This is a genomic window from Streptomyces sp. NPDC046727 (genome assembly GCF_040645635.1).
Taxonomy (GTDB): Bacteria; Actinomycetota; Actinomycetes; order Streptomycetales; family Streptomycetaceae; genus Streptomyces.
Genome location: NZ_JBEYYR010000025.1, coordinates 36,083 through 49,300 on the forward strand (window position 1 = coordinate 36,083; position 13,218 = coordinate 49,300).

10 protein-coding genes and 1 pseudogene are annotated in these 13,218 nt (G+C 74.9%); 6 read left to right on the forward strand and 5 right to left on the reverse strand.

Translation table 11 applies throughout. The annotated features are described in order from the left end of the window. Nucleotides 1-2: 2 nt before the first annotated feature. Nucleotides 3-896 carry a M56 family metallopeptidase gene (locus ABZ937_RS27290; protein WP_361695967.1) on the reverse strand — a complete coding sequence of 298 codons (894 nt, stop codon included), beginning with the start codon at nt 894-896 and terminating at the stop codon, nt 3-5. A 79-nt stretch (nt 897-975) separates the two neighbouring features. Beyond that, nucleotides 976-1,359 carry a BlaI/MecI/CopY family transcriptional regulator gene (locus ABZ937_RS27295; protein WP_361695968.1) on the reverse strand — a complete coding sequence of 128 codons (384 nt, stop codon included), beginning with the start codon at nt 1,357-1,359 and terminating at the stop codon, nt 976-978. A 166-nt stretch (nt 1,360-1,525) separates the two neighbouring features. Between ABZ937_RS27295 and ABZ937_RS27300 the strand changes: the two are divergent. The 3 genes and pseudogenes from ABZ937_RS27300 to prcB form a co-directional block, all read left to right on the forward strand. Beyond that, nucleotides 1,526-2,581, forward strand: a pseudogene (locus ABZ937_RS27300) (hypothetical protein); the annotation flags it as partial. 1,073 nt (nt 2,582-3,654) lie between these two features. Then, nucleotides 3,655-4,602, forward strand: coding sequence for a lysylphosphatidylglycerol synthase domain-containing protein (locus ABZ937_RS27305; RefSeq protein WP_361695969.1), 948 nt, complete (start codon nt 3,655-3,657; stop codon nt 4,600-4,602). A gap of 73 nt (nt 4,603-4,675) precedes the next feature. Next, complete coding sequence (gene prcB, locus ABZ937_RS27310; RefSeq protein WP_361695970.1) at nt 4,676-5,530, forward strand: proteasome subunit beta; 855 nt, start codon at nt 4,676-4,678, stop codon at nt 5,528-5,530. A 21-nt stretch (nt 5,531-5,551) separates the two neighbouring features. Here the strand turns inward: prcB and sthA are convergent, their stop codons facing one another. Further along, entirely contained in the window at nt 5,552-6,952 is a 1,401-nt protein-coding gene (gene sthA, locus ABZ937_RS27315; protein ID WP_361695971.1) for a Si-specific NAD(P)(+) transhydrogenase, read from the reverse strand. 97 nt (nt 6,953-7,049) lie between these two features. Here sthA and ABZ937_RS27320 point away from each other — a divergent pair, with 97 nt between their 5' ends. The 3 genes from ABZ937_RS27320 (at nt 7,050) to ABZ937_RS27330 (ending at nt 10,105) form a co-directional block, all read left to right on the forward strand. Further along, on the forward strand, nt 7,050-8,006 hold the full coding sequence (locus tag ABZ937_RS27320) for a hypothetical protein (protein ID WP_361695972.1): 957 nt from the start codon (nt 7,050-7,052) through the stop codon (nt 8,004-8,006). 121 nt (nt 8,007-8,127) lie between these two features. Then, nucleotides 8,128-9,486, forward strand: coding sequence for a diacylglycerol kinase family protein (locus ABZ937_RS27325; protein WP_361696039.1), 1,359 nt, complete (start codon nt 8,128-8,130; stop codon nt 9,484-9,486). 40 nt (nt 9,487-9,526) lie between these two features. Continuing rightward, nucleotides 9,527-10,105: a phosphatase PAP2 family protein gene (locus tag ABZ937_RS27330; protein ID WP_361696040.1), complete on the forward strand. Its 579-nt coding sequence runs from the start codon at nt 9,527-9,529 to the stop codon at nt 10,103-10,105. Nucleotides 10,106-10,158: 53 nt separating this feature from the next. On the opposite strand, the gene ABZ937_RS27335 is transcribed toward ABZ937_RS27330, so the two are convergent. After that, nucleotides 10,159-11,742 (reverse strand): phosphodiester glycosidase family protein, encoded by a 1,584-nt coding sequence (locus ABZ937_RS27335; RefSeq protein ID WP_361695973.1) that lies wholly within the window; start codon nt 11,740-11,742, stop codon nt 10,159-10,161. Between the two features lie 243 nt (nt 11,743-11,985). Next, the gene (locus tag ABZ937_RS27340; protein ID WP_361695974.1) at nt 11,986-13,155 is read right to left on the reverse strand and encodes an anhydro-N-acetylmuramic acid kinase; all 1,170 of its coding nucleotides are present in this window, start codon (nt 13,153-13,155) and stop codon (nt 11,986-11,988) included. Between the last annotated feature and the right edge of the window lie 63 nt (nt 13,156-13,218).

Sequence of the window (13,218 nt, forward strand, 5' to 3'; positions counted from 1 at the left end):
GATCAGCCGAGCACCCCGGGCAGCAGCTCCAGCAGATCACCGGTCGCGTCGGCCGCCAGCAGCGCCGGGAGGGCGCCGAGCGCGAGGACGGCCAGGGCGGCCGGCCACAGAGACGGGGGCGGGTTCGTCCGCAGGGCCGCGATCCGGCGGGTGACGGCCCGGTCGGTGAACTGCAGGGCGCAGGCCGTGCGGGCCCGGCCCGCGGCGAGCGCGGCCCGGGCCAACGCCCTCGCGGCCACCCGCCGGTCCCCGACCACGGCCGCCGCCCGCTCGTCGGCCCACCGCTCCACGAGGAAGACGACCGCCGACCGCACCGGACCCAGCAGCGGATCGGCCGCCGCGGCGAGCGTCACCGCCGTCACCAACAGCCCGTGCCGGTGCGCGAGATGGGCCCGCTCGTGCGCCAGCAGCACCCGGCGCTCGGCCGGGTCCAGCGCGCCCAGCATCCCGGAGGTGACCAGGATCCGGCCCGGCCGGCCCGGGACCGCGAACGCCCGCGGCACCGCGGAGTCCGCGACGATCAGCTCGGTACCGGCCGGCTGCCCCGCGGCGAGCCGCCGCAGTGCCCGCCGCGCGCCCCGCTCCGCGCGCACGGCCCGGTGGACCCGCAGCGCGACCACCACCAACGCCAGGAAGGCGGCGAGCCCGATCACCTCCGGCACCGGGTCGGTGAGCGGGCGCCCGTCCTCCCGGGCCGCGCGGACCACCGGCGGCGCGTCCCCGAGCAGCGCGGCGGCCAGCAGAAGGAGCGACCAGGCGGTCGCCGCCGAGGTCAGCACGGCGGCCGAGGCCAGCACCCGCGCGGCGAGCGCGGGAGCGGCCCGCCGGGCGAGCAGGGGAGTGACGGCCGACAGCAGCAGGGACAGCACCAGGGGGCTGTACACGTCGAACGTCATACGCCGGACCTCACGCGCTCGTCGCCGCTCTCCGCGCCCGACGCTCCGGACGCCCCGGATCCGGCAGCCCGTCCGGACCTCATGCGGCGCCGTCGGCGAGCAGGTCGCGCAGCGCCCGTTCCTCCTCGGCGCTCAGTCCGGTCACGAACTGCTGGAGCGCGGCGATCGGGTCCGGCCCCCGGTCCAGGGCCTCGTGCATCGCCTGGGCGGTCAGCTCGGCCGCGTTCTTGGCCGGCCGGTACGCGCCGCGCCGCCCGTCGGCGTCCCGCAGCACCAGCCCTTTGTCGTACAGGCGTTTGAGGATCGTGTGGACGGTGTTGTACGCCAGTCCGCCGCCGATCTCCTGCTGGATCTCCGCCGGGGTCAGTGGCCGCTCGGTGGCCCAGAGGGCGGCCAGTACCTCGCTCTCCAGCTCCCCGGCGCTGCGTCGCTCCGCCCTGCCGCGGGACCCTGTGCCAGCCATGCCCCAACCTTACAGCGCGTAGGGCCGTCGGCCGGATGGCCCTGCCTGCCGGGCGCGGGCGGGTGATCCGCGTTAGTTTTTCCGTGTTTTCCTCCGCTCCCGCCCCGGCCCTACAGGCCGTAGGGTGACAGTGGTCCCTACGAGCTGTAGGGACGGAGGGGTGGTCATGGCCGGCAGTGCGCACGCGACACCCGACGCGGCGAGCCGCGAGCGCTCGCGCCGCGTGCCCGCCGGCACCACCCGCGCCACCTGGCCGCTCGCGGCCGTCGCCGCGGCCTTCACCCTGACCCAACTGCTGCTCGTCGGGCCCGGCATGGGACTCGGCTGGGACGAGACGATCTACGTCAGCCAGGTCAGCGGACACGCTCCCGCGGCCTTCTTCAGCGCACCCCGCGCGCGAGGCATCTCCCTGCTGGTCGCACCGGTCGCGGCCTGGTCGTCGTCGACGACACTGCTCCGCCTCTACCTCGCCGCGGTCTCCGGCCTCGCCCTGTTCCTGGCCCTGCGCGCCTGGCGCGGCCTCTTCCCCGTCCGCGTACTCGCCCTCGCCGGATCCCTGTTCGCCTCCCTGTGGGTGACCCTGTTCTACGGCCCTCAGGCCATGCCCAACTATTGGGTGGCCGTGGCCGCGCTGGCCGCCGTCGCCTGCTTCCTGCGCGCCCCTGCCGAACGGGCCGCGCTGTGGGGCCTCGCGGTGAGCGCGGCGGTGATGGCGTGGATGCGGCCGGTGGACGCGGTCTGGGCGGCCCTGCCGCTGCTCGCCCTAGGCCTGACACGGCGCCACCGGCGGGCCCTGCTCGTCCTGCTCGCCGGGCTCGCCGCGGGCGCCGCCGAGTGGGTGATCGAGGCGTACGTGAGCTACGGCGGCCTGGCGCGCCGGCTCTCCGACGGCTCGGCGATCCAGGGCGGTCTCGGCTGGCATGTCGCGGTGGTGGACCAACTGCGCAGCCTGGGCGGGCGGACACTGTGCCGGCCGTGCAGCGGCGCCCTGCCCCACCCGCTGCTCACCCTCTGGTGGTTCGCGCTGCCCGTGCTCGCCGGACTCGCGTCGGCCGTCGCCGTCCGCGCCCGCCGTCCGGCGCCCACGACCCTCCCACTCGCCTGCGCGGCGACGGCGGCCTTCCCCTACCTGTTCCTGATCGGCTACGCGGCACCCCGCTTCCTGCTACCGACGTACGCCCTGCTGGCCGTACCGGCGGCCACCGCACTGACGCACTTGGTGACACCCCACCGCGAGCCCTGGGACCGGGCTCTCCGGCCGACCTGGCGCCCGGCTCTGGGCTCGGCGCCGCGTGCGGCTCCGCGTCCGGCGCAGCCACTGGCCGTGCGCCCGAACCCGCCACCGGCCGTGCGTCCGGTCTGGCATCCGCTCCGGTGTCCGCTCGTGTGCCCGATCCTGCGCTCGGTGCTGCGCTTGGCGCCGCGTCCGGTCCTTGGGACGATCTGGCGCCCGGCTCTCCGCCGGAGCCGGCGCTCGGTTCTGGGCTTGGCGCCGCGTGCGGCTCTGCGTCCGGGGCCGCCACCGCCGGCACGCCCCGCCCCGCCATCACCCGCGCGCCCGGCCCAGCCGCCGCCCGTACGTCCGGCCCCGCTACCGGCCGTGCGTCCGGGCCGGCATTCGCCCCGGTGTCCGCTCGTGTGCCCGATCCTGCGCTCGGCCCCGCGCTCGGGCCCGTCCCCGGTGTCGCGCTCGGACCGGTCACCGGCCTGGCGGTCGGCGTTGCGTCGCGGGCCGCGCCCGGCCCGGCGCCCGGTCCTGCGGTCGGCCTTGCGTCCAGCCCCGCGCTCGTCCCGGCCTCCGACCCCGCACCCGCATCCGGCCCCGCACCCGCCTCTGACCCCGCGCCCGCACCCGCATCCGGCCCTGCGTCTCGCGCTGCCCCCGGCCCCACGCCTGGCCCGGCGGCCGGTCGTTGTCACGCTGGTCTGTGCCGCGCTCGTCCTCCATCTCGTGGTGCAGGTCAGTGTCGTCGCGCGGGCGGTCGGTAACGTCACCGTCCTCCGTGGGGCCTGGGCCCGTACCGTGGCCGAGTTGCACGTGCACGGGGTCCGTCCGCCCTGTCTGCTCACCGGGCACGAGGCCATCCCGGTGGCGTTCGCGGCCGGCTGTGCCTCGGCCGCCACGGCCGGGCCCAACGCCAACACCACCGAGGACGGCATCGCCCGGACCGCCCGGCGGATGCCGGTCGCCACGCTGGTGCCGGCCGGGTCCGCGCCGCCCGGGTACGCCCGCGGCTGGGCGTCCGCACCCGTCGGCGCGGTCCGGCTGTACTACGTCGTACCGGACGCCGGCTCATGACGTCCCCGGCCGACCTCGCCGCCCCCCTCGGCCGACGGCGCGCCCGCTGGCACGCGGCGGTCTGCCTCGTCGGCCTGCTCGGCGCGCTGTACCTGGCCCGCCGGCACTGGCCCGCGGTCGAGAGCGGGGCCGGGCGGCTGGCGGTCGCCGACCAGGGCTGGCTGCTGATCGGCGCGGCGGCGGCGATGGGCACCTGGGCGGCCTCCGCGCTCGCCCAGCAGGGCGCCGTCGTACGGCGGCTGCCCGGAGGCCGGCTGGTCGCGGCCCAGTTCGCCGCCTCCGCCGCGAACCACCTCCTGCCCGCGGGCCTCGGCGCGGGCGCGGTGAACCTCCGGTTCCTGATGCGCTGCGGGCTGCCGGCCGGGCGCTCGGCCGGCGCACTCGCCGTCAAGGCCACCGCGGGCGCCGCCGTCCGCCTGGCGCTGATCGCCCTGCTCGCCCCGGCCTGCCCGGGCCTGCTGCGCGTCCCGCACATCTCCCTGATGGCCGTCGCCGTCGTCCTGGGCGTGGCCGCACCGGTGGCGGTCCTGCCGGCCACTCCCGTGTGGTCGCGCTGCCGGCGGGCCCTCACCGCCGTACTGGCCGACATCCGCACGCTGCACGCCTGCCCGGCCCGCGCGGCGGCCCTGTGGGGCGGCTCCCTGGCCTTCGCCGCGCTGCACGCCCTGGTGCTCATCGCCGTCACCCGGGCCGTCGAACTCCCCCTCGCCCCGCTCCAGGTGGCCCTGCTGTACCTCGCGGCCAGCAGCGCCGCCGCCCTGCTGCCCACCCCCGGCGGCCTCGGCTCGCTGGACGCCGCGCTCGCCTTCGCCCTCACCGCCGCCGGCACCCCCGGTGCCGCCGCCGCGTCCGCGGTCCTCGGCTACCGGCTGCTGACCGTCTGGCTGCCACTGCTCCCCGGCCTGCTGGTGCTCGGGGTACTGGTGCGACGCAAGGCCCTGTGAGGGCCGGGGAGTTTCCCGCGCGCCCGCTCCAGGTAGGAGTCGGGTACTGCCATGCGACTCAGGAGGGGGAGCCATGCCGGGGTACGACAGCGCGGGCCTGCCGAACGAAGCCTTCTTCACACCGGGGACATCGTCCTTCACCGAGTTCCTGGCCGCGCACCGCCCCCGGCTGCTGCCCACCGCACCCCCGCTCCCGTCCGGCGTCCGCGCGGCGCCCGACCGGTTCCCGCACGGCACCACCGTGCTCGCCCTGACCTACCGCGACGGCGTGCTGATCGCCGGCGACCGCCGGGCCACGATGGGCAACCTCATCGCCCAGCGCGACCTGGAGAAGGTGCACCCCGCCGACGACCACACGGCCGTCGCCTTCGCCGGCACCGTCGGCCTCGCCCTCGACATGGTGCGGCTCTACCAGGTCGAGCTGACCCACTTCGAGAAAGTGGAGGGCATACCGATGACCCTCGGGGCCAAGGCGACCCGCCTCGCGGCCATGATCCGGCAGAACCTCGCCCAGGCCATGCAGGGTCTCGCCGTCGTCCCGCTGCTCGTCGGCTACGACCTCACCGCGCCCGGCGGCGGACACGGCCGGATCTTCAGCTTCGACGCGGCCGGCGGGCTGTACGAGAAGCGGCACTTCCACGCCGAGGGAAGCGGCTCCCCGTACGCCCGGGGCGCCCTGAAGAAGCTGTACCGGCCGGACCTCACCCGCCGGGAGGCGGCCCTCGCCGCGCTCCAGGCGCTGTACGACGCGGCCGACGACGACTCGGCCACCGGCGGCCCCGACCTGAACCGCCGGATCTTCCCCGTCGTCTCCGTCATCACCGCGGACGGCTTCGAGCGGCTGCCGGAGCCGGAGACCGAGGAACTCAGCCGCGAGACGGTCCGGCAGCGCACCGAACGCCCGGACGGCCCCCGCGCCACGCCCTGACCGGTACCGGTCGGCATTCCCTCAGTCGAGGCGGTCGATCTGGCGCAGCCGATTCGTCGCGTCCAGCGCGGCGACCTTGTAGGACTCCGCCAGCGTCGGATAGTTGAACACCGCGTTGACCAGATAGTCGACCGTGCCCCCGCACCCCATCACGGACTGTCCGATGTGGATCAGCTCGGTCGCGCCCGAGCCGAAGCAGTGCACCCCGAGCAGGGTGCGGTCCCTGGGCGACACCAGCAGCTTCAGCATGCCGTGCGAATCCCCGATGATCTGCCCGCGCGCCAGCTCCCGGTACCGGGCCACGCCCACCTCGAACGGCACCCGGTCCTCGGTGAGCTGGTCCTCGGTGCGGCCGACGAAGCTGATCTCCGGGATGGTGTAGATGCCGATCGGCTGGAGGTGGTGCATGCGCCCGACCGGCTCGCCGCACGCGTGGTAGGCGGCGGCCCGGCCCTGCTCCATGGAGGTCGCGGCGAGCGCCGGGAAACCGATGACGTCACCGACGGCGTAGATGTGCGGGACCTCGGTGCGGTAGTTCTCGTCCACCTCGATCCGGCCGCGCGCGTCCGCCGCGAGGCCGGCCCGGTCGAGGGCGAGGCCGTCGGTGAGTCCCTGCCGGCCCGCCGAGTACATCACGGTGTCCGCGGGGATCTTCTTGCCGCTCTCCAGCACCGTGAGCGTGCCCCGCGGATGCCGCTCGACGGCGGCGACGGTCTCCCCGAACCGGAAGGTCACGGCCAGGTCCCGCAGGTGGTACTTGAGCGACTCCACGATCTCCACGTCGCACAGGTCCAGCATGCCGGGACGCTTCTCGACCACGGTCACCTTGCTGCCCAGCGCGGCGAACATGCTCGCGTACTCCATGCCGATCACACCGGCACCAACGATCACCATGGACCGCGGCACCCGCTCCAGCGAGAGCACGTTGTCGGAGTCCATGATGGTCCGCCCGTCGAACTCGACGCTGCCGGGGCGGGCCGGCCTGGTGCCGGTGGCGATGACGATGTGCTCGGCACCGACCAGCCGTTCCCGCCCGGACGCCTCGGACACGGCGACGGTGTGCGGATCGGCGAAGCGGGCCGTGCCGGAGTAGACGGTCACCTGGTTGCGGGCCAGCTGACTGCGGACGACGTCCACCTCGCGACCCACCACGTGCCGGGTGCGCGCGGTCAGGTCGGCGACGGTGATGTCCTCCTTCAGCCGATAGCTCTGCCCGTACAGGTCGCGCTGGGTGAGGCCGGTCAGGTACAGCACCGCCTCGCGCAGGGTCTTGGAGGGGATGGTGCCGGTGTGCAGGGAGACGCCGCCGAGCATGTCGGGGCGGTCGACGACGGCGACCCGGCGGCCGAGCTTGGCCGCGGCGATGGCGGCCTTCTGACCACCGGGTCCGGATCCGATGACGAGCATGTCGAAGTCGGGCACGCTCGGGAGTCTGACAGCCCCCGGCCACCCGGGGAAGGGACGATAACGATCTCAGCGCAGACCTTGCGGGTCATGTGATCCGCTTTAGCCTCCAGGCATGGGATTTCTTTCAAACCGCCGCAAACGGACCCGTCTGGCTCCTGAACTCGACGACCAGGAGCTGGGCAGGCTGCTGAAGTCCCTGCTGGCGACCACCCGGACGGGAACCATCGCCACCACCGACCTGTGCATGGCGCAGATGTCCCGGCTGCTGGACCAGGACCCGGGCGACTGGGACCGCCGTACCCACCGCATCAGCGTCCTGGCGGACTTCCTCGCCGCATCGCATCTGCCGAGATCCTGGGCCGCACGCGAGCCCCGCAACGCGACCGCCCTCGTACTGCACGCCTGGTCCCAGGTCGCACAGGCCCGCGCCCAGGACCGTCCCGGCGACACGTCCGACGCCGCGGAGAGCTGTCTGCGCGCCGCGGAACTCGCGCCGGACGACCCCACCCCCTGGGTGGCCCTGCTCAAGGTGGCGCGCCGGGAACGCTGGAAGCAGCCCCACGTGTTCGGGGTGTGGAACGAGGTGCTCGCGCGTGACCGCTGGAACCGCGAGGCGTACATGAACATGCTGGGCTATCTCGCTCCGGAGGAAGCGGGCTCCCGGATGCAGGTCCTGGACTTCGTCGACGCGCTGGGCGCCCGTATGCCCGCCAACGCACCCTGCGTGGCGACGGAACTCACCGCCCAGGTCTTCCAGTACCACGCCATCCTCGGCCGGGGCGGATACGAGGCACTGGTGGCACGGACCCACTGGTCCCAGGGGACGGCCGCCCAGGCGCTCGATCGCGCGGCGCACACCTGGGGGCAGCCGGGATTCCTCCGTCACGCCAAGTCTCTCGCCGACCTGAATCTCCTCGCCCACGCGCTGATGGCCGCCGACCGGCGCGTCGAGGCCCGTACGGCGTTCGAGGCCGTCGGCGGGATCGTCACCGCCTGGCCCTGGCAGAGTGCCGGCGACCCTCTCACCGAGTTCGAACAGGCACAGCGCAGAGCCACCGTCGGCCTCTGAGCGCAGGGCGCGATCGGGTGCAGGACTCACCCGGCCCAGGCGGGCACGCACGCGGCTCCGTGCGCGCCCGGCTGGTACAACGGACCGGGCAGCGAGGACGAATCCGACGCGGGAGGACGACATCGCCAGGACGCGGACGACACGCTCCCGGGAGGGCGCGGCGACGCGGCTGCTCGCGCGCCTCGCCGTGCTGGCGGCGATCGGCGCGGTGGCCGTGCTCGTGCGCGCGCTGGGCCAGGGCGGGCTGCTGGTCGCCGGCGCCGGGCTTCTCGGGCTGATCGTCTGCGCCGTCGGCGTCTGGTGGTTCCTGGCGCACCGCGGCGCGGTACGTCTGTTCGGGGCGGTGACCGCGGGCGCCGCGCCGGTGAGCGTCCTGGTGCTCTTCACCCAGCAGGGCCTGTGGCAGACGGCCCTGGTGTCGAGCCTGTGCTGGGGCGCGACGCTGACCCTCTCCCGGGCGGCCTTGCGCAGGTCCCGTCCGGAGCGCCCGATGCGGGCGACCGCCGCGCCCCGGCCACAGCGGCCGGTACTGATCATGAATCCGAAGTCCGGCGGCGGGAAGGTCGGCCGCTTGGGCCTCGTCGAGCGGGCCGAGGAACTGGGCGCGCGGGTGATCCTGCTCGATCCCACCGTCCCGGCCGATGTCGCCGCGCTGGCCCGCCGGGCTGTCACCGAGGGCGCCGACCTGCTGGGCGTGGCGGGCGGCGACGGCACCCAGGCGCTGGTCGCGGCGGTCGCCGCGGAACACGGCCTGCCGTTCCTCGTGATCCCGGCCGGCACCCGCAACCACTTCGCCATGGACCTCGGCCTCGACCGGTCCGACCCGAGCCGCTGCCTCGACGCGCTGACCGACGGCGAGGAACTCCGGGTCGATCTCGGCGACGTCGCGGGCCGGGCCTTCGTCAACACCGTGTCGTTCGGGGTGTACGCGGACGTCGTGCAGCGCCCGGAGTACCGCGACGACAAGGCGGGCACCGCGCTGAACCTGATGCCGGACCTGCTGCTCGGCGAGGGAGTGCGGCGACTCGACGCACGCGTCGACGGCACCGCGCTCTCGTCCCAGCAGGCGCTGCTGGTCAGCAACAACCCGTACGTCCTGCCCGACGAGCCGGTCGGCGGCGGCCGTCGGCCCCGGCTCGACGGCGGCGAACTGGGCGTCCTGGGGATCCGCGTGGAGAGCGCGGCACAGGCCGCGGACCTGGCTGTGCGGGGCCCGCAGTCCACGGGGCTGACCGTCATGACCGCGCACCGGGTCGAGGTGACCTCCTTCGTGGAGGAGATCCCCGTGGCCGTGGACGGCGAGGCCCTGCGCATGGCTACGCCGGTCGTGTGCTCGCTGCGCCCGGCCGCACTGCGGGTCCTGGTACCGCGTGACCGTCCGGGCATCGTGGTTCCAGCGCCGCCCGTGGACTGGCGGCGGCTCCTCGACCTCGCGTTCGGCCGTACCGGGCGGACGCCCGAAGGAGAGACCCGTGCCTGACCCGAACTCCGCGCCGCCCACCGCGTCGGTCCGGCGCACCGTGGCCACTGCCCGGTCCGCCGCGACCTCCGTGCTGCGCGACCTCCATGCGATCGACGGCGCCCTGTACGCGGCCGTGGCCGCGACCCCCACGCCGACGCTGGACCGCACTCTGCGGCGGCTGTCGCACGCGGCCGACCACTCGAAGATCTCCCTGACCGCGGCCGTGGGCCTCGCCCTCGTCCCGGGCCGTCCCCGTCGCGCGGCTCTGGCCGGGGTCTGCTCGGTCGCGCTGGCCTCGGCGGCGGCGAACCTGTTCGGCAAGCGGATGGTCCGCCGGCGCCGGCCCGACCGGGAAAGGGCCCGGGTGGTGGTGGACCGGCACGTGCCCATGCCGAAGTCCGCGTCCTTCCCCTCCGGCCACACGGCCTCGGCGACCGCGTTCGCCACCGCCGTGGGCGTCGTGCTGCCCCCGGCCGCGGTGCCGCTCGGGGCGCTGGCGGCCGCCGTCGGCTACTCCCGGGTCCACACGGGCGTGCACTACCCCGGCGACGTAGCGGCCGGTGCCGTCCTCGGGTTCGCGGCGGCGGCGACGTCCCTCACGCTCGTACACGTGCCACTGCGGCACCTCATGAGGTGAGTGGCCGCGGAGCGGCGCGCGGGAGTCGACCCGCGCGTCTGTCCGCGTCGCCGTCAGCGGTCCCCCGGCAGGACCTGCACGGTGTCGCCGACCGCGCGTTCGCCGGCGGCGTCGGACGGCTGGTTGACCAGCCTGCCGTTGACGGCCATCGCGGTGGACCCCCCGCCGTCGAGGTTCATCGCCTGTACGGCACCGAGGGACTTCATGAACGCGGCGGCCTCGTGGAGAGTGAACCCTTCGCTGCCGTTCTTCAGCCGTCCGTCCACCGTGGCGAGGATCAGCCGGCCCCGCTCGTCGACACCCGCCATGGTGCGGGGCTGACGGACGTTGGCCCACGCATAGCCGAAGGACGTGTACTCGGGGTCGACCACGCCTTCGGCGGCGGCGTCGATGTCGATGCGGCCGTCCTCCACCAGCGTCGGTGCCGCGCTGACGACGGAGTCGTCGCCGTCGAGCGCGATGCGCCGGCCCCCGGTGGTGCGGACGACTTCGCCGACCTTGACGCGGCTGTACGGCTCGACGTGCGCCGTCAGCCAGTCGGCGGCCCGCCCGATCCCCTGGAGGACGTGCCCGCCCGCCGGTACGCGACCGCCGCGCGCGCCGACGGAGACGACACGGTCCGACGCGTCCAGCACGACCTGCGCTCCTGGACCCGTCGGCAGGTCGGCCTGGAAGGCCGCGGTGAACTGGACCATGTCATCGGCCAGTCGGCACGTCACGTCCTGCCAGGGCAGCTCGCTGGGTGTGCCGCCGGGACGCCCGCAGTCCCGGACCGTGCCGGGCACCCGGTTGATGCCCTGGATCCGAAAGGCGGCCTTGCCCGCCCGGGCGGTGACGGTGCTGGTCAGGTCCGCGATCCGGACGTCGTGACCGCCGTCCCCGAGGATCAGCGCGGAGCGGGAGCCGGCGGCCATCGATGCCGTCTCGCCCTGGTAGACACCGAGCCCGGACACGGTACCCGGCACGCCGTCGCCCGGTGACAGCACGAAGAAGCCACCGTTGACCCCGACGAGCGACGTGAGCTTCCGAGCCACCGCCGAGGTCGTCTCCCGCTGTGCCACATTGCCGTCATGGGTGGCCTCGACCGTTCCGTCGAAGGCTTTCGGGTCGATCACGGCGACATGGACGTTCTCCTGGTCGGCCGGCTCCTGGATGTCGTAGCCGGTCCAGGAGAGGGCCGTACGGAACCCGGCCGCGGTGACCGCCGACGCGGCCGTCCTCGCCTCCTCCTGAGTGGCGTAACGGCCGATGCGGACCCGGTACCCCATCAGGCCCTGCGGGGTGTCGGCGTAGCGGGGCCACCGCACGCTCTCCACGCGCGTCCGGAAGCCGGCCTCGGCCAGCTCGCGTGACGTGTCGTCAGCCCAGGTCCGGGTGGAGACCTCGGCCCAGGTGGCGGGCGCGTCCGGATCGTTCGCGGTCCACCGGGTGCTGCTCGGAGCCTGAACGGTGACCGTCCAGGAGTGCTTCGTGCCGGGGCGCCGGATGACACCGGTGCGGACGACGACTCCGGGTGCGAGGGTCTGTGTCGTCCACTGCTCGGTCGGCGCGGCGGTCCGCCGCCCGGCCGCCGCGGTGTGCGCGGAGCCGGCCTGCGCCGCACCGGGCAGCAGGGCAGGAGCCGTCAGGGCGAGCACGGCTGCTGTCGCGAGTCGTGCGCGGACTCGAGCAGGGCGCCGTACAGCCCCCTGGATGCGGGTGTACCTCATGCACATCCCCCTCACATTCCGGTCAGCCGTCCCACGCGCGCCAGGGCCATCGGTGGTCCACTGCACCGGCCGCAGGTGACAACCACCGCCCCCCCGAGCCGAAGCGACCACGACGGGTATGTGAACTCGGCAGCGCCCATGGCCAGGAGCCCGGCACGTCGGACCTCCCCTTCAGCGCGTGATCCGCAGCAGCAGTGGCGGTCGGGCGGCCGGTTCGGGCAGGCGCAGCGGCGAGCGGCCGGGGGTGATGCTGCCGAGGAGCACGGCCCGTCGGGCGCCGGTGCCCGAAGGGACGGCCCCCGGCAGGCCGTGGGCGGTCAGGAAACCCAGCACGGCGAAGGCCAGCGCCTCCTTGGCGTCCGACGGCAGCCCCAGAGCGTCGCTGAGACGCAGCGGTACGCCGGGCAGCTCCTCGCCGATCATGCGCATCAGCACCGGGTTGCGGGCGCCGCCGCCGGACACGACGAGCTGGGTGACGTCGTGGGCGCGACACGCGTCCGCCACGGTGACGGCGGTCAGCCGGGTCAGGGTGGCCAGGACGTCGTCGACGGCCGGAACGGGCACGGCGTCGAGCGCCCGCCGCAGGTAGGGCAGGTGGAAGTGCTCCTTGCCGGTGGTCTTCGGGGCGGGCCTGCGGTAGTAGGCGTCATCCAGGAGGACATGCAGCAGTTCGGGGCTGACCCGGCCCGCGGCGGCCCGGCGCCCGTCCTCGTCGTAGGCGGCGGCGCCCCCGGTGAAGTGCCGTACGGCCGCGTCCAGCAGCGCGTTGGCGGGACCGGTGTCGAAGGCCAGCGGCCCGGCGCCGGGCGCGAGGACCGTGACGTTGGCGATGCCGCCGAGGTTGAGCGCGGCGGGGGTGCCGGGCAGGGCGGACAGCAGCAAGGAGTCGGTCATGGCGACCAGCGGCGCGCCCTGGCCGCCTGCGGCGACGTCCCGGCTGCGCAGGTCGGACACGACCGGGAGCCCGGTCGCCTCGGCGATCCAGGCGGGCTGGCCGAGTTGGAGGGTGCCGCGGACCGTACCGTCCTCGACCCAGTGGTGCATGGTCTGCCCGTGCGAGACCACGAGGTCGGCGGTGCCGGCGCACAGTTCGCGCAGGGCGCGCCCGGCGGCGTCGGCGAAGGCCCGGCCGATGCCGGTGTCCAGGGCGCAGACGGCCCGCGTGGTCGTGGCGGCCGGGGGCAGGGTGGCGGCGATCAGGTCCCGCACCTCGTCCGGGTAGGGGACGGACAGGTGCCCGAGGGGCCGCAGGAGCAGGCTGTCGCCGTCCAGGGCGAGGTCCGCCGCGGCGGCCTCGATGGCGTCGAACGAGGTGCCCGACATCAGGCCGATCACGCGCACGGCGCCTCCTGGCACGGTCCCCGCCGGGCGGCCCGGATCGGCTGCGGCTGGTGCATGGCTCCT